The 19,462-nt window shown below is 40.5% G+C and carries 15 protein-coding genes, 2 pseudogenes and 1 CRISPR repeat array; of the genes and pseudogenes, 10 read left to right on the top strand and 7 right to left on the bottom strand.

Annotated elements, in window-relative coordinates:
• Window positions 1-79: 79 nt before the first annotated feature.
• Complete coding sequence (locus tag L8106_RS07590; protein WP_009783666.1) at window positions 80-334, bottom strand: hypothetical protein; 255 nt, start codon at window positions 332-334, stop codon at window positions 80-82.
• A 204-nt stretch (window positions 335-538) separates the two neighbouring features.
• Between L8106_RS07590 and L8106_RS07585 the strand changes: the two genes are divergently transcribed.
• The 5 genes from L8106_RS07585 (at window position 539) to L8106_RS07565 (ending at window position 6,232) form a co-directional block, all read left to right on the top strand.
• Window positions 539-1,003 carry a DUF2267 domain-containing protein gene (locus L8106_RS07585; protein WP_009783665.1) on the top strand — a complete coding sequence of 155 codons (465 nt, stop codon included), beginning with the start codon at window positions 539-541 and terminating at the stop codon, window positions 1,001-1,003.
• Window positions 1,004-1,129: 126 nt separating this feature from the next.
• A complete protein-coding gene (locus tag L8106_RS07580; protein WP_009783664.1) occupies window positions 1,130-1,564 on the top strand; it encodes a nucleoside deaminase in 435 nt (144 codons plus the stop codon).
• Window positions 1,565-3,043: a hypothetical protein gene (locus L8106_RS07575; RefSeq protein WP_009783663.1), complete on the top strand. Its 1,479-nt coding sequence runs from the start codon at window positions 1,565-1,567 to the stop codon at window positions 3,041-3,043.
• Between the two features lie 149 nt (window positions 3,044-3,192).
• Window positions 3,193-3,522, top strand: a complete 330-nt coding sequence (locus L8106_RS07570; protein ID WP_009783662.1) for a hypothetical protein — start codon at window positions 3,193-3,195, stop codon at window positions 3,520-3,522.
• A 253-nt stretch (window positions 3,523-3,775) separates the two neighbouring features.
• Window positions 3,776-6,232 (top strand): exonuclease domain-containing protein, encoded by a 2,457-nt coding sequence (locus tag L8106_RS07565; RefSeq protein WP_009783661.1) that lies wholly within the window; start codon window positions 3,776-3,778, stop codon window positions 6,230-6,232.
• A 137-nt stretch (window positions 6,233-6,369) separates the two neighbouring features.
• On the opposite strand, the gene speD is transcribed toward L8106_RS07565, so the two are convergent.
• Both speD and L8106_RS07555 read right to left on the bottom strand, forming a co-directional pair.
• Entirely contained in the window at window positions 6,370-6,798 is a 429-nt protein-coding gene (speD, locus tag L8106_RS07560) for an adenosylmethionine decarboxylase (RefSeq protein ID WP_039895699.1), read from the bottom strand.
• Window positions 6,799-7,075: 277 nt separating this feature from the next.
• Entirely contained in the window at window positions 7,076-7,981 is a 906-nt protein-coding gene (locus tag L8106_RS07555; protein ID WP_009783659.1) for a metallophosphoesterase, read from the bottom strand.
• Between the two features lie 114 nt (window positions 7,982-8,095).
• On the opposite strand from L8106_RS07555, the gene L8106_RS07550 reads away from it, so the two are divergent.
• The 3 genes from L8106_RS07550 (at window position 8,096) to L8106_RS07540 (ending at window position 11,729) form a co-directional block, all read left to right on the top strand.
• A complete protein-coding gene (locus tag L8106_RS07550) occupies window positions 8,096-9,103 on the top strand; it encodes a hypothetical protein (RefSeq protein ID WP_009783658.1) in 1,008 nt (335 codons plus the stop codon).
• Between the two features lie 127 nt (window positions 9,104-9,230).
• Window positions 9,231-10,688, top strand: coding sequence for a YdiU family protein (locus tag L8106_RS07545; protein ID WP_009783657.1), 1,458 nt, complete (start codon window positions 9,231-9,233; stop codon window positions 10,686-10,688).
• A 117-nt stretch (window positions 10,689-10,805) separates the two neighbouring features.
• Window positions 10,806-11,729 (top strand): M28 family peptidase, encoded by a 924-nt coding sequence (locus L8106_RS07540; RefSeq protein WP_156803610.1) that lies wholly within the window; start codon window positions 10,806-10,808, stop codon window positions 11,727-11,729.
• A gap of 39 nt (window positions 11,730-11,768) precedes the next feature.
• On the opposite strand, the gene L8106_RS33510 is transcribed toward L8106_RS07540, so the two are convergent.
• Window positions 11,769-12,182, bottom strand: a complete 414-nt coding sequence (locus L8106_RS33510; RefSeq protein ID WP_009783655.1) for a hypothetical protein — start codon at window positions 12,180-12,182, stop codon at window positions 11,769-11,771.
• Window positions 12,183-12,571: 389 nt separating this feature from the next.
• Between L8106_RS33510 and L8106_RS07530 the strand changes: the two genes are divergently transcribed.
• On the top strand, window positions 12,572-12,988 hold the full coding sequence (locus L8106_RS07530) for an AbrB family transcriptional regulator (protein WP_009783654.1): 417 nt from the start codon (window positions 12,572-12,574) through the stop codon (window positions 12,986-12,988).
• Window positions 12,989-13,628: 640 nt separating this feature from the next.
• The gene (locus L8106_RS07525; protein ID WP_009783653.1) at window positions 13,629-15,401 is read left to right on the top strand and encodes a vanadium-dependent haloperoxidase; all 1,773 of its coding nucleotides are present in this window, start codon (window positions 13,629-13,631) and stop codon (window positions 15,399-15,401) included.
• 119 nt (window positions 15,402-15,520) lie between these two features.
• Here the strand turns inward: L8106_RS07525 and L8106_RS07520 are convergent.
• The 3 genes and pseudogenes from L8106_RS07520 to aroH form a co-directional block, all read right to left on the bottom strand.
• Window positions 15,521-16,638 (bottom strand): annotated as a pseudogene (locus L8106_RS07520) (RNA-guided endonuclease InsQ/TnpB family protein).
• Window positions 16,611-17,207, bottom strand: a complete 597-nt coding sequence (locus L8106_RS07515) for an IS607 family transposase (protein WP_039895698.1) — start codon at window positions 17,205-17,207, stop codon at window positions 16,611-16,613. Before L8106_RS07515 ends, L8106_RS07520 begins: the two are co-directional and overlap by 28 nt.
• Before the next feature lie 299 nt (window positions 17,208-17,506).
• A CRISPR array of direct repeats spans window positions 17,507-19,039; the repeat unit is 37 nt; unit sequence ATTGCAATTAACAAGAATCCCTATGAGGGATTGAAAC.
• A 27-nt stretch (window positions 19,040-19,066) separates the two neighbouring features.
• A pseudogene (aroH, locus tag L8106_RS30385) lies at window positions 19,067-19,435 on the bottom strand (chorismate mutase); the annotation flags it as partial.
• Window positions 19,436-19,462: the final 27 nt, after the last annotated feature.

The following is a 19,462-nucleotide window of genomic DNA, read 5'->3' as shown; positions in this document are numbered from 1 at the left end:
AAATGGGGTGAGCAGCATTCTCTAAACTCACCCTAACTGATAATAGAAATCAATCTATTTTACTAACTCAACTAACTTTCTAGAGAGAGCTTTTACTATCAGGTGCAATTTCTATACCTTGTCCTTGTTTAACTTGTTGCTGCGAAGTGATCAAATCACTCAAACCATCAATGCTAACTCCGATGTGATCACAAGCTTGTTTAAGATTTTTTTGAAAGCTCTCAATATCTTCGCCATAACCAGAGTTTTGAGCCGCTTGTTTTAGACCGAGATTCGCACTCGCTTTCGCACAATCAATCAGTTCTGTTCCGGTTAGGGGTTGAGTCTGGGCCATAAAAGCTAATCCTTGAAAATTTATAATATGTCCTGTACAATCATCTCATTTTCAAAAAAATTTATCCTCTACCAGAAGAAAGAGATTAATACTTATGCCGATATTATTTTTATTTTTAAAACTTATCCTGGGTAGGATGTACAAAACCATGATAGACTATAGCGTTGTATTACCCGATAAAATTCAACTTTAGATTAAGATCAAATGGAAACTCCTCAAATCTCTCAAACCAACACAGCTTTCCTCGAGAAAGTGAAAGTTAAAGCCGGGCTTAACGACTTGTACGAGGCTAGAGATCTTAGTGAAATCGTGTTTCGGACAATGCGTGACTTAATGACGACAGAATCATCAGATCGTGTTGCCTCTGAACTTCACGAAGAAGCTCAACCGACAGATGACAAAACTCTGAAATCAGAAATTTCTACCCTTTGGAAAGATACAAATCCTATTGTTGCTTGGCTGAGTCGAGTTCGTCCCCCTCTGAAATTTGATGATAACACATTTATTTTTCGGATTGAACAAGAGGGAGGAGCGCCCAAAGGAATGTCGGGTGAAACCATTATTGAAGCTGTTTTTTCAGCCACAAAGCATGAACTTTCTCAAAGCCGAATTCAAGAGGTTTCTGAATTTATGCCCGGAAAAATCAAGGAAATTTGGCAGAAAGCTTAAAGGTTATTAAAGATTAATTCGTCATTAACCCTAGTTGCAATTTGTTAATCTAAAAAAACAAGAAAATCTTCTAGGGTTATCTAATCAATTTGAGCAGTGAATCAGTAAAGATTTAAAAGCAAGAGTATGACAGCCGAAGATTACATGAAAATTGCCCTAGAAGAAGCCAAAAAAGGAGATATGCCTTATGGGGCAGTTTTAGTTAAAGAAGATCAAATTGTGGTACAAGGACATAACACGGCTCAAAGGGATAATGATGTTACGGCTCATGCTGAGATTAATGTTTTACGTCAATTTACTTTAGAAAATAAATCTTATTCTATTGATGCTTTGAAGGGGTATACTCTGTATACAACTTGTGAACCTTGTCCGATGTGTGCAGCCGCTTGTGTTTGGGTTGGCTTATCTGAAATTGTGTTTGGAGCTTCGACTCAACAACTCATTCAACTCGGTTCACAGCAAATTGATTTATCCTGTGAAGCTGTGGTCAAAAAAGGATTTCAAGATATTAAAATTACTCAAGGTATTCTTGCTGAAGATTGTCTGGCATTGTTCAAGTAAATGACCTCTTTAAATCAACCTAAAAATCAAGACTCTTTTTCGTCTAACTCGCCTAAAAATTCTCAGCCAAGATTTCAATGGAAATGGTGGAGTAAGCTTGTTGCTCTAATTGCTCTGATCAATCTCTGTTTAGTCTTTTTCAATATTAGTTATATTCCTCTACGAGATATTTATCTTAGACATTTTCCGATTCTAGTAAAGCTTTATGATCCCGTCAAAGGGATTGAACCTCATCCAGATACAACTCACTATATTGAGACGGTTAAAGTTTTAAAATCCGAACTGACTCAAACGGGATTAAAATCTGAACAAACTAATGATATTCTAGCAGATCTGCGTCAACAAAGTCAAAGTATTATTGCAGAAAATCCCTTTGATGTTTCCAACAAATTTGGTACATTTGCTAAACTCAAGCGTCGAATGGAATATCATGTCGAAATTCCCTATGCTCAACAAGCTTTTACTCAATTTTGGAGTCAAGACTATTTAACAGAAGTTGGAGTGACTAATGCTTTGAGTTTTTTTGAGCAAAAAATCCGTCCACTTTTAGAAGTCAACTACTTCAGACCCGTTGATGAAAATGGTCAATATATTGATAATTTTTGGAAAATAGATCTCTATTTTATGATCTTTTTAGGGGTAGATTTTCTCGGGCGAACCCTAATTATTTCCAGGCGACAACCGGGAGTGAGTTGGTTTGATGGGATGCTGCGGCGCTGGTATGATTGGCTATTTTTACTTCCGACTTGGCGTTGGCTGCGAATGATTCCTGTTTCTGTTCGAGTTCATAAATCAGGTTTATTTAATCTAGAACGAATCTTAGCCCAAATCACTCATGAACCCTCTGCTTATCTTGCTGATCGAATTTCGACTTTCTTGATGGTACAAGTTGTTAATCAAGCGAAAGATTCCGTTCAAACAGGAGAAATGGCTCGTTCTATCTTTGAACCTGATCCCTATATTCAAGTCAGCGAAGTTGACAAAATAGATGCAATTATAAATCGGATTTTACAACTTTCTATTTATCGGGTTTTACCGCAAGTTCAGCCAGATATAGAAGACTTATTGCGTCATAGTTTAAAGGGTACATTAACACAATCAGACTTTTATCAAGGATTAAAACAAGTTCCGGGATTGAAAGGGCTTCCTTCCAGTGTTATTGATCAACTTGCCGATTATTTAGCCAATGCGAGTTATGATGTTTTATCGACATCTTATTCTGACGCGGAAGGTAGAGAACTTTTTAACAAACTGAGTGAAAATTTTAAATCTGTTTTACGTCAAGAACTTCAGGATGAAGTTACCCAATCTGAATTACAACTTTGGCTCTTTGATCTCTTAGAGGAATTGAAGCTCAACTATATCCAGCGCTCTAGCAAGGATGACCCAGAACAAACTTTAGCAGAAGCAGAACAACTTCGTCAAGAGCGAGAAGAACGAGATCAAGATGTCCCCGATACTGGCGATGATTTGTTTTGAGAGAAGGGAAAGCATTTAATTTTTTAAAGGTTTTTTTGCAGAAAGCTTGATGTATTTCTCTTTAAAAAATCTCTTTCCTTTGATAGAGTAAGCAGGTTAGTTTTTTCTGCTATAAATGTTTTGTGATTTCAGTTTGAGAGATGAAAATAATGAAAAATATTCTATTGCGTTTAACTCGAATTTTCTTTGCAGTTTGTGTTTGTACAGTATTGGTTATTTCCCAGGGCTTTCCGGCGATGGCTGCTCATAGTATGCCCAATCAAGGGGAAGATTCTCTAAAAGATGTTCAGAAGAAATCAGAAGATGTCCTCAAAACTCCTCCTCGTTCTTTAGATCAAGCGAAAGCTGATGCACCCTCCGGCTTAAATTTAGTTCAGGGAGATGCAAATAAAGAACAAATGAAACGACCTGAAAATTCTACTTCTACTTCTGTTGAAGAACAGATTGATGAAGGTTTAAAGAAAACTTTTGGACGATAAATATTGCCTTCCTTAACCGTAGACTAAAATAGTCCTTCATCTTGTTAATTGCACCGTTATCATGGCGGTGCTATTTAGTTATATTTATTCTTTATTTATTGCAATCTGTAAACAGCCTGTGGCCAGAGCTACGACTTGTGGCACAATAACAGTAGGTTGCAGTTTACGATTTCCCTGCTGGTGTCACAATCCGGATTCAGCGAATCATACACCGCATCAGTCCATATAAGTCGTATTTGTACTTAAAACTATTATGAAATTTAATCCCAACTTTATTGTAATTGATACCGAAGGACAGCCAATTCTGCGAGAAATTGCGATTGTGGATTATCAGGGAAAACTAATCTATGAAGCTTGGGCAGATAATCACCCTAATAATCCTAAAATTAGTCCTAAAACCAAACCCCTCAAAACCATTATTACTGATTTTTTGGACTTCGCTCATTCTAAAACCATTATCTGTCATTATGCAAGACATGATATTGAAGTGCTGCGTAATAGCTTTCGGGCGGTTGGAATTCCCACGCCTCATTTAGTTTTTGAGTGTAGTTTTGAACTTGCCCAACAGCATTTACCCGAACTAGGTAGCCATTCTTTAGAAGCATTAAGTAAGCATCTAAATCTGAAGTCAGAGGGTAAAATATTTAATAATGATTCTGCCCATCGTGCTAAATATGATGCGTTATTTACCTATCAACTGTACCGACGGATGGTGAATGAGTTTTTAAAGGTTAGACTCAAAAAAAGACCCAATCCTTTTGGTTCTAGTCGTGTTGATACCCCGTTTCAAGATCATATAGATTTTCGCTCGATTTTTCAAAATGAGTTTGAACGTTTAAAATCTATTATTATTGATATCAAACAAGATCCCAATCATCAAAGTAAAGGGGCTATTGTGATTGGAGAACCCGGATCAGGCAAAACTCATTTAATGATGCGTCTGGCAAAGGATTTACTCAAAACAAATCGATTATTATTTATTCGTCAACCTAATAATAAAGATGCGGTTTTATTTCATACCTATAGCCGAATATTAGAATCTTTAATCCAAAACGTTCCCGGAAGCGATCGCACTCAACTGGAACATTTACTCGCTAATAGTTTTGCAAAAATAATTCAAAATGAAGATTACTATTCGAGTGCAAAAATCCAGAAAGATGAAAGAATATTAAAAGTGATCGAGTCTGGAAATCTCAACTTATTTACCGAATTAGGAAAAGATGAAAGCACAACCAAACTCCAATATTGGACTCATATCGAAAAACGGGCTTATGATTGGTGGTTGCGAAACTTTTCTTCTGCCGGATACGCCCCACAAATTCTCAAAGGAATTATTCGTTTTTGTCGCTATACTGACTTTAACTGTCGTCAAATTATTACCCAATGGTTGGCTTTAAATGACTTATCTTCCGAAGAACTCGATAAAGTTGGACTCGAAAGTTGGGGAGAGGATTGGAGTCGGGAAGAAATCTCGCTGGCGGCGTTAGAAGTCTTGAGTAAATTATCTTTACTCGATGAACCTTTGATTATTATCTTTGATCAGTTAGAAGGACTAGGTTTAAAACACAACGAATCCCTTTTACAAAGTTTTGGAGAATCGATCAAAGAAATATTTACCCATGTTCCCAATAGCTTAATCATTTTAAATCTCTTTCCGGATCGTTGGCAACAGTTTCAACAGATTTTTGATGGTTCCATTGTAGATCGGGTTTCTCAATCTCAGATTTTCCTCTCTAAACCCGCCAATCAACAAATGATACAACTGCTGAATTTAAAACTACAAACCGCAGAAGTTTCTATCTCAGAACTGTTTGAACCGGATGAAATTCAAACAATTTTAGAACAAGTTTCAATTCGGTCTACACTCAATACAGCAGCAGATTATTACCGCTACAAAATCGAAGGAATTTCCCTACCCAAACGTTTATCTTCAATCTCCAATACTTCTACAGTTGAACCCGAACTTGAACAACAAATTCAACAGCTAACCGCAGAAGTTTCCCAAATGAAACAGGTCATTCTCAAAATCACCCAAACCTTAAATATCACTGAAAATGGGAATGGGATGCTGTCAGAACCGCCTGCTGTCATTACTCCTCACGTCTCCCAAAATTCCCCCATTAAGCTACAAGTTCAAGACTATTTAAGCCAGCAACGTCTGAGTTTAGAAGACAACTATAGCAAACCTCAAATTATTACCGAAAGTGATGATCTCGGAAAATTAACGACGATTTTGGAGTCTCTGCGATCTGTAATTTCTCCGCTTAATTTTGAAGTCTTACGATTAGGGCGACGGGTTCTTCCTGAACATTTAGTCATTCAAACCGCGACTCATCAATTTGCTGTGGGTTTTTTACATCAAGGAGGAACAAGATTTTATCACCGCATTCGCAACTGGAATGAATTAGTCATTAATCATCCTGAAATTCAATTTAATCTCTGTCGAGAATCCCGTGAAGGTTTGATTACAGCAAAAAAAAGTGCTGAATTTCTCGAAAAATTTCGCAATGCAGAGAATGGTAATTTTGTGTTTATGGATAAAGAACAACGAATTATCTTTGAACTAATCTATCAGATGATTGTGGATATCCAAAATAAAGATTTAGAAGTGAATCTTGTCGAAGCATTGGATATTGTGTTGTTTGATTACCGCAATTATTGGTTATTCAAAAACCTAACGCTGTTAACCTTAACTCAGAATCAAGTTTAGACTGAGGTTTATCTCGCTTAAATTCCCTCATTTTGAAACAGCTTCTGAGGGGAAGACAGACGATTAATGTCTTACCCCTCTACCTTTAACTTCCTAGACTCAAACAGGAAGCAATGGTGATTTGAGGTTGAAGTGGATTAGACTGAACAGATTTCTTTTTCTGAAGTCAGAGATTGAGAAATCACTGTGGGGTTTAGGTTTTCCCCTTCTATCGTTGTTTCGGTTTCAATTCCTCGTTGAAATTCCCTCAGTACAACTTTTTTGGCTTGTAAAGCAGTCTTTAATACTTCTACCGCCTTGCGAGGTTCGCCTTGACCACAAAAGAAGAAATCTGCGGCAAAATAACCGTATTCTGGCCAGGTGTGAATAGCAATGTGTGACTCGGCGAGTGTGGCGGTTGCCGTCACCCCATGAGGACTAAACTGATGTACACAGAAGTCAATTAAAGTCGCATTTCCTGCGGTGATCGCTTCTAGAATTGAGTTCCGAATCCGTTCAGGATCATTGAGAAGATCAGCAGGACATTCCCAGGCATCGAGAATTAAATGAGTACCTAATTTTTTCATTGATTCGGGTTCCACCTCCCTTAAATTGTAGATGATTTTCAGCTTACTTCACCTGCCTGACCTTTGACTTCCTGCAACAGGAGGAACCTTGAGGATGAGCGAGGGCCAGAGGGGTTGAGGTTTGCTTCTCTTTCTAGTGTAGAGTTTTTTGGGAAAATTGTTCAGTGGTGAAAGATAGTTTTTCGTGAAGTTGGACTAGAAAAGGGCCAATTTAACTGAACAGACTGGGGTTGGGGCGAGGGGCTGTTAAATCAAAATATCTCTGTTATCGAGTGATCTAAGATTGAAGAATTGCCCCCTCATCAAAGACTTGATTTTGAGTGTTAATCCCTCGCACAATGATCTGATCTGCATACACGTCCAAGGCTGCAAAACTAAATTCTCGCGTTGAATATTCTGTCCATTCTGAACGTTTAACGGGGCGACTTTTTGCACCAGCACCACAGACTAAATAAGTGGTTCCTTCAATTGCCCGAGTGCGTTCATAGTTATGTTCGTGACCATTAATATAAAGTTGAACCCCATAGGTTTTAAACAACGGAGTCAACTTTTTAATTAACGTTTCATTGACACCATAAACTCCCGATGAATAAATCGGATGATGAGCAAAAACAATCTTCCAAGTCGCATCACTACGCCGCAATTGTTCTTCTAGCCAAGCCAGTTGAGTTGACCAATCTGCACTTTTATTGGTATCTAAGGCAAAAAACTGTACCGGACCTCGACGAAATGTATAATAACGTCCCTGCATATTAAAACCTGGATAACGCACTTGTAAATCACCATTTTGGGTGCGAATATCGTGATTTCCTAAACAGGCTTGAAATTTCACACCCTGTTCTAATAATCTTTGATAAGGTTTCTCAAAAACCGCTTCAATTCGATCTATTTCACCATTCGGATAAATATTATCTCCAGCTAAAATAGCTAAATTAAAAGGATGTTTTTCGTGATAACGAGTCATCGCTTTAGCCACCGCATATTGTTCCGCTTCACCTGTTCCAGTATCCGCTACAGAAACAAAACGTAACAAAGGTTCTGTTGTGGGAATCGAGACAATTTTAGTGGGATTAACCGCAGTCTGAGTCACATCAATCAAGGTTTGGGAATTCCCCAACTTCCAACTCAAACCCACTACACTTCCGCAAGCCAAACTAGAGAGAATAAAATAACGACGTTTCATCTATAAAAAACTGAGGTTCTCAAAACTGACAACAAAATGATACATTAGGATGACACATCCCACACTTTAGTCTAGCGCATTTGATTTCGCTCAACGGTTAGCCGGGTATAAACAATGTCTGAAGATCGATTCACCTCTCCTCACCCCAAAAAACCGCCATCTCGTCCCCCTCAGCGTAATTTTTTGATCAATCTAACCCTGCAAGTTTTGCGGGGCTTAATTGACCAACTCGAAGGAATTGTCACTCAATTAGAAAATCCATCTTCCTCTGAAAATTCCCGCAACCCAAAACCAAAAAAGCGATCTCTAAGATATCAACTCTCTCGAATTTTATCACCGATTCGCCGGATTCTTCCCGATTCTATAAATCGAATATTACCTGACTCTATTTTAGCAATAACTATCGGATTTATTGTTGTTATTCTATCGAGTCAAATGATTCAACAATTTTCGAGTGATAAACCCCCTCTAAAAATCACGGAAACAATCCCTTCAAAAACAACCCCATCAGAAACTATTATTGATCAACCCTTAGAAGACACACCTCCAGAATTGCCTCAATCAATATCTCAATTAGAAGAAACACTACCAGAATCACCCCAACTTGATCAAAGTGAACCTTCTCTCTCAGAAATTGTCACTGAAAATCCTACTATTTTAGAAGACCAGGAATCGTTGTCTAAAGATCAAAATGAATCCATGCTAGAATCGGAAAACTTACCCGAGAATCCCAATAAAATCCCCCAGTTTATCGTAGCAATAGCTTCGCCTCAGCCCGTAAACTTGATTTCCCCTCCCGCTTTAGAATTGACATCAAAACAGTATTTGATGACGACAATTCAAGCTCAAATGAAAAAATCTACTACAAAAATCAGCCCTGAAATAATTGTCTCAGTCCGCGCCAATTTTTCCGCCAGTTTACTCCGAGTTGAACTCAATGAAAATTGGTATGAACTTTCAGAAAACAAACAAAACAAAATGTCACAAGTTCTATTTGAGCAAGCCCAGAACTTTGATTTTACCCGCATCGAACTGATCGAGACTAGCGGAAAACCCCTTGCTCGCAGTGCCGTAATTGGATCAAACATTGTGATTTTAAATCGCACGAAATCAGCCACTTAAACCCTCATCTAGTCCTCAAACCTAATCTGCGATCGCCAGAAATTCTTAAATTCTTTGGTAGTCCTGATCACAATACAATCTTCCACTTATAGAATATAACAATTGAAATAGGCAGTATGAGTTTCTCATGGCGAATCCCTTCCTTTTCCTCGAATATGAACCTGCATTTGAAACATTAGGCAGTGATTACTACGATAAAGTCAGCGCCGCAGAATTTCCCTTCCATATTCTGCGTTTCCGTAATGATGAGATACTCACTCAGTTAGGGCTTGACCCCCAAAGCGTAACCGACAATCATTTTATCGAAGCCTTTGGTAAATTTGAAAGTGTGCGTCCGGCTTTGGCAATGTGTTATCACGGCTATCAATTTGGAGAATATAACCCCCAACTTGGGGATGGACGGGGTTTTCTCTATGGACAAGTTCGCGCAACCAATGGTGAACTCTACGACTTTGGGACAAAAGGAACGGGTCAAACCCCCTACTCTCGCAACGCCGATGGTCGATTAACTCTCAAAGGGGGTATCCGTGAAGTGATCGCGGCTGAAACTTTACATCGGATGGGAGTTAAAACCTCTCGCACTCTCAGTCTAATCGAAACGGGCGAAAAACTCTATCGCAGTGATGAACCCTCTCCCACTCGTTCAGGGGTTATGGTACGCTTTAGCCGCTCTCATATTCGCTTTGGCACTTTTGAACGATTACACTATTTTGGGCGTGCAGATTTAGTCGAAAAACTGTTAGATCATGTAATTGAATACTATTATCCTCATTTTCAAAATGATCGCGATCGCTATGCTTTATTTTATGCCGAATTAGTGCAACGAGTCGCTACATTAGTTGCTCAATGGATGGCTGCTGGATTTTGTCATGGTGTCTTGAATACAGATAATATGTCGATTACCGGAGAAAGCTTTGATTATGGCCCCTATGCGTTTATGCCGAGCTACAATCCCCGTTTTACGGCTGCTTATTTTGACCATAGTGGTCTATATTGCTACGCCAATCAACCGTGGGTTTGTAAGGGGAATTTAGAACGGCTACAACAACCTTTATCCATGGTGATCGACCCCAAAGATCTAGAGACAGGACTCGATTTATTTGATAGCCAGTTTCGAGAAACCTATCGACAGTTAATGTTAAATAAACTGGGTTTTGAACAGTTGCCCATACCCGAATCTGAAGAATTTTTAAAGTTAACCGTAAATTTACTCAAAAGTAACGACTTAGGGTATCATGACTTTTTTACACTGTTAACTCAAGGCTTTTGTCAACAATGGCAAGAGGATTCGACTCTGATTTGTCAAGCTGAAGGATTACCTGAGTTTGAAGGATGGCGGAAATCATATCTAGAAAGTTGGCAACAACTTTATCACCATTATCTACAAACGCTCTCAGAAGCTGAAATGCAGGAAATGAAAGCCCGATTACAACAACACAATCCGAGCTTTGTTCCCCTTCGATCAGAAATAGAAGCGATTTGGGAACCGATTATAGCCTCTGATAACTGGGAGCCTTTTTATACTCTGTTACACCGAATTAAACAAGGAACAAAGCCGGAGGCAGAAACCAAAAGAACATCTTAAAATCAAGCAGATCTCAGAGAATAAAAGGACAAAGGTTGACCTTAAATGATATGATGAAAAGGCTTTGTTTTCAGTTACTCTCGGCTGTAATTGAGCAGAAAAAGAACAGCAAATTTTATGATTCCCTCCATGCCTGGTGAAAGTTATCGGGGGCCTTTGCCTTCTTTAACGCCTCAAGAAGTACAACTCCAAATGGCTCTTGAACGAGATGTCAAAATTTTGGCACAAGAGATCGGCGAACGAAACTATCTCAACCCTGCTAATCTCGAAGCATCAGCAGATTTTTTAGAGACAGAGTTTTTAGGATGTGGCTATCAAGTTCAACGTCAAGCCTATCAAGTCCATGATCAAACCTTTGAAAATCTCGCCGTCGAAATCAAAGGAAATGTTCGCCCCGATGAAATTATTGTGATTGGAGGTCATTATGACTCTGTAGGAGGATGTCCAGGCGCAAATGATAACGGTTCCGGAGCGGCTGCGGTTTTAGAATTAGCCCGATTATTTGCCTCCAAAAAACCTGCGCGTACCCTACGATTTGTTGAATTTGTCAATGAAGAACCCCCGTTTGCGATGACCGAAAATATGGGAAGTTTGGTTTATGCGCGTTATTGCAAACAGTCTCAAGATAATATTGTTGGGATGCTCTCTCTAGAAACAATGGGCTATTATTCTGAGGAACTCGGAAGTCAGCGCTTTCCCTTTCCGCTGGGGAATTTTTATCCCTCAACAGGAAATTATATCGCCTTCGTCACCCATTTAAAATCGGCTTCCCTGGTGCGTCAAATTGTCGGATCATTTCGTAGTCACACTCAGTTTCCCTGTGAAGGCGCCGCAGTTCCTGGTTTGGTGACAGGAATTAGTTATTCAGATCATTGGTCTTTTTGGGAACAAGGATATCCAGCCGTGATGGTGACTGATACAGCGATGTTTCGCTATCCTTATTATCACGCTTGGAACGATACACCCGAACAAGTCAATTATGAATACTTGGCGCGAGTGGTGGCGGGGTTAGAACGAGTGATTGAAGAATTAGTCAGTTAAGAAAGTAATCGCTTTTCCTCGCGTTTAAGCTGGCTGTGATCAAGAATAACCCGGAACTTGAAAATTTAGCAATTGATTACCATTGGGGGTATCCTGCGAGAGTTCCTCGGAAACTATCTCAACTGGGTAATATTCATCATCGTTTGGATCACAACATTCTAATTCAATCAAGAGTTCTTCTTCTTCGTCTTCCTCTTGTTCGTCTAAAAAAACACCCTCTCCGCTTCTATCAAAGGGTAGAGAACCCCTGAGTGAGTTAGGGTCTTGCTCACCTCCTAAAGTTGCTCTATTGTTGGCAAAATTAGATACCGATTGCAGGCCATCATAAGCTACTTTTGGCGCGGGAATCTCGATATAGTCAATTTCCTCGCCTCGATCAATCAACAGTCCCAATTGACCATTATTGTGACCCACCGCCACGATTTGACTCAAATCAATTTTTGTTAGTTTCATGGAAATTCACCCGTTGCACTCTGTAATTAAATTCACTTCAGACCCACTACTATTTAGAAGTTTAACAAAATTTGATTTTTAAGTCAACTTAAGAAAGAGAATAAAGACAGATGTAACAAAATGAAAAAACTGCTGTGATCCCCATCGAATATTTTGAGATTATAGCAGTGTCACCGATTCAACAGATCCCGATGTGGGGTTCAAAAGGCTGTACACTTTTAACAGTAGGAACAGTAATCAGAGTTTTTACAGATTATCAAGAGAGTTGAGTCATCAAGATATCAGAAAATATCTAAAGAACTTACACAAAAATGCTTTTCTAGTTATATGATGTAAAGAATAGCAATCTTACGTGTTAGGATTGATCAACTAAGATTCGGAGTAGACTAATGGCTAAATCAGCAACAGAGAAAATTTCAGCATCTCCATTGACCGGAAAAGCATTGCTTCAGAAAGTTAAGTCGCTTGGTAATATGCCCCGGCGAGAGACCGCTAAACTTTGTGGATATTACACCACCACAAAAGACGAGCAAATGCGGGCAAACATGACAGAATTTTACGATGCACTGTTAGCCGCGAAGGGAATTTCTTTAGATCCAGGTCGTACAGATGGTCGAGGTAGAGAAGCCAGTTATCGGGCGTGCGTACACAAGAATGGTTCTTTGGTTATTGGCGCAAACTATACCGTAGCAATGGGCTTAAAACCCGGTGATCAATTTGAAATTCGCTTAGGTCACAAACATATTCATCTCATTCAGGTAGACGCCAAATCTGGTCAAGAGTTAAGCGAAGACGAAGAAGAATAATTTCACTGATTTATTTCTCTCTCATCGAAATTAACAGTTGAATCTGTAGCCCAAATGCCTCAAAAGTTCAGAGGTCTGGGCTACTCAATTAATATCTGTATCATTTGAGACTAATCTTGAGATCCAAAGCATGGCGATCATTCATCACTTGATATCGGTCAAAACCCAGCTAGGCATAGGAATTTAAAACATTACACTAGAGATTGTCAGCCGCCTAGAGTCGAGTTAGATTAGCAACGATCAAGTCCTGCTTTGCTCTCGCCACACCATGATCCTCCTCGCCATTAACGAAGATGAAGAACGGTGACTAGAGGAAGTGAAAGTCCATCTAAAAACCTTAGCCCCGACCGATGCCAAATACCGACATAACGATCTACACTGAAGAGACGTTCCCCCAAATGAACCGATCAACGCCCACTCCCCTTTAATGGCGATGATGCTCAGTCCCCGCGAAGTTATTTCATTGATAGAAGGAAAACTCGGTTTAGGCACTTGACAATCGGTGTTATTTTAAAGTTGGATAGGCCACGAAACCGTAACTTTTCGATACAAATCAGGGGAGAATAAACCCAAAGACTTGACAAATGTTTAAGAATAGGCAAATTATGAAGTCTAGAGATATTACTCAGGCTTGAATTTTATGTTGGAACTCCTAAACCTGTTTGATGAGAGTTTCTTCCTGAACCAATACTCAGAAGTGATCATTGCAGTAGAAAATGATTCATCTAACGGCAGACTCGATCAGCACCAATCTGGGAGTCAGTTTGTCGGCTGTCACCCTCGTTTCTATCCGAGTGAACGAGTCGATCAGAGTCGATCTCCAGATGTCAGCGAACCCATAGAGGCGAGTAAATTAAACCCCGAACTTGACCTCACCTGCAAATCTGATCAAATCATAGGAAACCCAATAATAGTACAAAATAACGAAGGTTTTGCTCGCCACAATCACTCCGAGAGATATTCCCTAAATTCTCTCAATTCCGAAAAAATAGTCAGTAGACTCCAACCCTTAATTAATCCAGAAAAACCCGATCACCGCGATCGCACGACTCAAACCGTCATTCTCTGGGATGAAGCCGCCCAACAAGCCATCCGCAACACCTCCCCTGGCCCGACTATCGCCTCACGCGCCTATGCAATGGTACATACCGCCATCTTTGATGCTTGGGCTAGTTATGATCCCGTTGCTATCGGTACCCAACTCGAAGACCGTCTACAGCGTCCCGTAGATGAAAACACCCTCTCCAACAAAAGTGAAGCGATCAGTTACGCCGCTTATCATACCCTGATCGACTTATTTCCAACTCAAACTCAAATTTTTGAGGAGGTGATGCAGCAACTCGGTTATGATCCCAAAATCGCGATTGGCTTCGCCACTGACGCTACTGCGTCAATCGCCAACCCCCAAACCCCGAGTGGAATTGGACAAGCAGCAGCCAAAGCCTTACTCCGTTTTCGTCACAACGACGGATCAAACCAACTCAACAACTACACAGACCCCACAAATTATCAACCCGTTAACTCGCCTGATATCCTCAACAACCCCAACCGTTGGCAACCCCTACGAGTTCCCCTCGACACTCCCCAAAGTCGCCTCCAAAGGTTCCTAACACCTCACTGGGGAAACGTTATCCCCTTCGGTTTAACCTCGGGTTCCCAATTTCGCCCCCCCGCCCCACCTGAGTTTGCCACACCGACTTTTCATCAACGAGTCAAAGAAGTCTTAGACTACAACGCCAACCTCACCGACAAACATAAAATCATTGCCGAATATTGGGAAGATGGGCCGGGAACTTCCTTTCCACCCGGTAAATGGATGGCATTTGGACAATATATTTCTCAACGGGATGATCACAGTCTCGATGAAGATGTGAAACTGTTTTTTATGCTGGGAAATGCTGTTTTTGATGCCGGAATCGCTGCCTGGGAGTCCAAACGGTATTATGATTATATTCGCCCGGTATCGGCTATTCGTAGCCTGTTTAACGGTCAACAAATTCAAGCTTGGGCAGGTCCCGGCAAAGGCACACAAACCCTCGACGGTAGCCAGTGGCATCCCTACCAACGCATCAATGATCCGACTCCCCCTTTTCCTGAATATGTTTCAGGACACAGCAGTTATAGCGCCGCCGCTGCTGAAGTCTTGAAACGCTATACCGGAAGTGATGAATTTGGGGCTTTCCATACTATCCCTGTCGGAAGTTCCCACTTTGAACCCGAAATTACCCCCTCTCAAGATATAACCTTATCCTGGCCAACCTTTTCCGATGCTGCTGATGAAGCCGGAATCTCTCGATTGTATGGCGGGATTCATTTTCGCGATGCAGACTTAAACGGACGAATATTGGGGCGAAAAGTGGGGGAAGCTGTCTGGAATCAAGCCCAGATGTATATTAATGGGGAAATTGAATAATTGATTTTATCCTGCTATCGAAAACTGACATAACACGGTACAAACCGTATCAAAGTTTCGTTCCTGTCTTGCAAAGTTCCTTCTCGACGGAAACCGCCGAGATCGGACTTTGCGCTGCTTCATCTCGGACTGTCGGCAGTACCCGATCCACAGGCTCAAACCGAATAGCCAACGGCCACGATGTTCGCGCATTGAGGCTGGCGTTGAAATCACGATCTTTGACTTCGCCGCAAACTTTGCAGTTGAAAACCCTTTCTTTTAGAGGCATTTCTTGAATATGCCCACAATTTGAACAAGTTTTAGACGACGGATAAAATCTGTCAGCAAAAACTACGATTGAGCCATACCAATTAGCCTTATACTCAACTTGGCGGCGAATTTCATACAAAGCCGAATCAGCAATAGCACCTGCTAAATTATGGTTCTTTAACATCCCAGAAACATTCAAGTCCTCTAACCCAATGACCGCGTGATTTTTGCATAGCCATGAGGTTAATTTATGAATTGTATTTTTTCGGATGTCAGCCACTCTTTCATGTACTTTTGTCAGTTTCAGTCTAGCCTTATTCCTGTTATTTGAACCTTTTTGCTTTCTAGAGAGTTCGCGTTGAAGTCGCGCCAATTTTTGAGTTGCCTTCTTGTACGCTCTGGGATTAGCAAAAACAGTGCCGTCTGAGCAAGTCGCCAAAACCTTTATCCCAACATCAACACCCAGGTATTCTCTTGACTTCTCCGTGCGTTCGGGTTCAAATTCATAGGCGACGGATAAGTACCAATTCTCGGCAGTACGACTGATTGTAATTCGCTTTGTGTTGATTTCAGGTAACGGCTCATAGGTACTAACCCATCCAATGAAGGGGATCTTTAACCGAGTCCCTGAAAACTGCATAACCTTACCGCAGTTATCAAGAGTAAAGCTATCATTTCTGCCTTTCTTCTTGAATTTAGGATATTTAGCCAAACCTTTGAAAAACCGACTAAATGCTTCTCCCAGGTGCATGAAGGCAAACTGATAAACTCTTGAGGACAAGGTTTTCATCCAGGGATAAACAGGCTTAACATGATGGGTGTAGAACTTTTTGAGCTTATTAACAGAGGGTTTTAAATCCGCAGCATAAGCCTCGTTCCAAAGGTTTAACGCCCAATTCCAAATCCACCTAGAATACCCTGCGTGTTGAGCCATTAAAGTTTTCTGTTTGTTGTTCAGTTTCAGTTTTGTCTTAAAGGCTCGTTGCATAAGTCAGGATCGTTCTTGATTTGAGTTTTGTACTTTCTCAACCCGTATAATCGACTAGAGAAACAGTGCAATATCGCTAAAATATCTTCTACCATTTCCTCTTGTGGTGAAAGTTCTTTTTCGTTGAGAACAATCAACTCACAATTGTTTTGCTCACAAAGCCAGTTAAACAAGTCAAACCCAAATCGAGCAAGTCTATCTTTATGAGCAACAACTACTCGATTCACTTCACCTTTCATTATTTGAGTTAAGAGTTCAAGCAATTTTTTTCGCTTAAAGTTCAACCCTCCACCAATTTCTTTAATCGTTTTTGCTTCTGGGTATAGTGCTTGCAACGCAGCGACTTGACGGTTTAAATCAGGTTTTTGAGCATGACTGGACACCCGACAGTACAACACGGTTTGCTTTACAGGAGAGAAGCTTTGAGTATAGGACTCAATGTCATATCTGCGCTGACCAGATGGGGTTTTTATCGCTTGAATAATTCCTTTGTTTTCCCATCTAGCTAACGTTCTGACGTTAACCCCTAGATGTTCTGCCGCTTCTCTTGGTTTCAAATACTTTGTCACCTCGTCAACTGTAGACAACGGACTTATAATACCGTGTTGTACAACTAATCGTCAACTAAGTGAACCTCTTTTTGCGCCCGAGGGTGGGTCTCAAAATTTCGCGATCGCTGTCAATGCCTGGAGGAGTTATGCTGTCTGGATTTGCGGTTGATTGTCAGAACGAGAGGTGGGCGCATCCCACTGTGTAAGGGTTTCAGGGTTTTTGACAGATCTGAGGAAATCCGGTATTATAGTTTTAGTCGCACCCGGCGCAACTGTACCTCGAAAACTGAATATAGTAAGAGTTTCAAGATGCCGCCATTGCAATTAACAAGAATCCCTATGAGGGATTGAAACCTATGAACTGACTAACGTTGACGAAGACTTAATTCGCATTGCAATTAACAAGAATCCCTATGAGGGATTGAAACAGATTAGCTGGCGACAGATTTATTGATCTGTCGTTTTACTTATTGCAATTAACAAGAATCCCTATGAGGGATTGAAACGCAAGCCAGGCAGAGGTTCTAGGTAGAGTATTCAATTGCAATTAACAAGAATCCCTATGAGGGATTGAAACAAATCATCGTGATCGCGGTGATCGGTTGATATAGCGTATATATCAAATTGCAATTAACAAGAATCCCTATGAGGGATTGAAACATAGCAGTTTATCAGTTGGAACGGTGAACTTGGTTCGTAGCTACGATTAGGAATTGCAATTAACAAGAATCCCTATGAGGGATTGAAACTACACATCAGATGGCGGCCCTCTGCCGGTACCGCAATTGCAATTAACAAGAATCCCTATGAGGGATTGAAACATTATCATGCGGGAGGTTTGTAAACGAGATAACTATTGCAATTAACAAGAATCCCTATGAGGGATTGAAACATGGTGGCGCCGCCCTCTTTTAAGGCGTTGCAGATCTGTTTATTGCAATTAACAAGAATCCCTATGAGGGATTGAAACCGCGAAGAATGTATCCAATCATCACAGACTTGATATTGTCGATTGCAATTAACAAGAATCCCTATGAGGGATTGAAACGAGTAGTGTTTACTGAAAATGAAGGGTTATTGTATTGCAATTAACAAGAATCCCTATGAGGGATTGAAACTTCACCGCCCCAAATTTCATTCCAGAATTTCTGCCCCAATTGCAATTAACAAGAATCCCTATGAGGGATTGAAACTAACTGCCGAGGGCGCGACGAACTTCATTGTAGCGATAGAAAATTGCAATTAACAAGAATCCCTATGAGGGATTGAAACTTCCCACCAAAAACAATTAGTGTAAGTAAATTCATTGCAATTAACAAGAATCCCTATGAGGGATTGAAACAAAAAGTCAAGGTTAAGAAACATGATAGATAAATTATTGCAATTAACAAGAATCCCTATGAGGGATTGAAACAACCAAGTCGTGACGCTCGGTTTTTCCCATATTGCAATTAACAAGAATCCCTATGAGGGATTGAAACCGGCACTCCAGAATTCGAGCATCAGACTCAAATCTGATTGCAATTAACAAGAATCCCTATGAGGGATTGAAACTAATTTTGCTTCCTTTAAGATACTTTGAACGGAAGAAGATATTGCAATTAACAAGAATCCCTATGAGGGATTGAAACCAGGAGTCAGACATGAGAACAGCGATATCGGTTCAATTGCAATTAACAAGAATCCCTATGAGGGATTGAAACCGGTGATCTACGCCCGATCCGGGTGATCAACGCCTGATTGCAATTAACAAGAATCCCTATGAGGGATTGAAACAAGAATCGCTTTCCAGAGTTTGCTATAACTGCCTGTGATTGCAATTAACAAGAATCCCTATGAGGGATTGAAACAGAAGAAAGACCAGATTTTGCAGGGGCTAAACTCCAATCTGGCCGTAAATCTTTCGCACCCCGTAGATAAGGATGATGAACTTCCGTTTGACTGGCGGGTAAATTGACATGAACCAAAAACCGGATACACCGTTCTAAACTTCCCGGAACGTGCATCTGTTGGACATCGAGTAACGGAACATTATCCCACTGGGGACGTTGACGAGCAATAGCAGCAGGAAACGTAGCATCAAGATCGCGAGTTGCTGTAAAGGTTGTGCTGATGATCTGTTCAGGTTTAAGATGATTTCGGGTTTCGAGTTCATCTAGTAGTTCTGTCACCGCTTCAGCGATCGCTTCGATAGAATTTTCCGAAACGGTTGTTGCTCCACGTATTGCTCGTACACGCCACTCCACGAAAAGTCCTCCAGTTTTCCTCAATTG

Origin of the sequence: Lyngbya sp. PCC 8106 (genome assembly GCF_000169095.1) — a bacterium.
GTDB lineage: Bacteria > Cyanobacteriota > Cyanobacteriia > Cyanobacteriales > Microcoleaceae > Capilliphycus.
The sequence above is the reverse complement of the archived record's forward strand: the minus strand, read 5'-3'. Positions and strand labels throughout refer to the sequence as shown.

What these genes read in the sequence shown, in the direction of transcription:
- L8106_RS07525 (WP_009783653.1), top strand. Translation starts at nt 13,629, where the DNA reads ATGTTGGAACTCCTAAACCTGTTTGATGAGAGTTTCTTCCTGAACCAA.
- L8106_RS07540 (WP_156803610.1), top strand. Translation starts at nt 10,806, where the DNA reads ATGATTCCCTCCATGCCTGGTGAAAGTTATCGGGGGCCTTTGCCTTCT.
- L8106_RS07590 (WP_009783666.1), bottom strand. Translation starts at nt 334, where the DNA reads ATGGCCCAGACTCAACCCCTAACCGGAACAGAACTGATTGATTGTGCG.
- L8106_RS07575 (WP_009783663.1), top strand. Translation starts at nt 1,565, where the DNA reads ATGACCTCTTTAAATCAACCTAAAAATCAAGACTCTTTTTCGTCTAAC.
- L8106_RS07545 (WP_009783657.1), top strand. Translation starts at nt 9,231, where the DNA reads ATGGCGAATCCCTTCCTTTTCCTCGAATATGAACCTGCATTTGAAACA.
- L8106_RS07565 (WP_009783661.1), top strand. Translation starts at nt 3,776, where the DNA reads ATGAAATTTAATCCCAACTTTATTGTAATTGATACCGAAGGACAGCCA.
- speD (WP_039895699.1), bottom strand. Translation starts at nt 6,798, where the DNA reads ATGAAAAAATTAGGTACTCATTTAATTCTCGATGCCTGGGAATGTCCT.
- L8106_RS07530 (WP_009783654.1), top strand. Translation starts at nt 12,572, where the DNA reads ATGGCTAAATCAGCAACAGAGAAAATTTCAGCATCTCCATTGACCGGA.
- L8106_RS07550 (WP_009783658.1), top strand. Translation starts at nt 8,096, where the DNA reads ATGTCTGAAGATCGATTCACCTCTCCTCACCCCAAAAAACCGCCATCT.
- L8106_RS07555 (WP_009783659.1), bottom strand. Translation starts at nt 7,981, where the DNA reads ATGAAACGTCGTTATTTTATTCTCTCTAGTTTGGCTTGCGGAAGTGTA.
- L8106_RS07580 (WP_009783664.1), top strand. Translation starts at nt 1,130, where the DNA reads ATGACAGCCGAAGATTACATGAAAATTGCCCTAGAAGAAGCCAAAAAA.
- L8106_RS07570 (WP_009783662.1), top strand. Translation starts at nt 3,193, where the DNA reads ATGAAAAATATTCTATTGCGTTTAACTCGAATTTTCTTTGCAGTTTGT.
- L8106_RS07585 (WP_009783665.1), top strand. Translation starts at nt 539, where the DNA reads ATGGAAACTCCTCAAATCTCTCAAACCAACACAGCTTTCCTCGAGAAA.
- L8106_RS33510 (WP_009783655.1), bottom strand. Translation starts at nt 12,182, where the DNA reads ATGAAACTAACAAAAATTGATTTGAGTCAAATCGTGGCGGTGGGTCAC.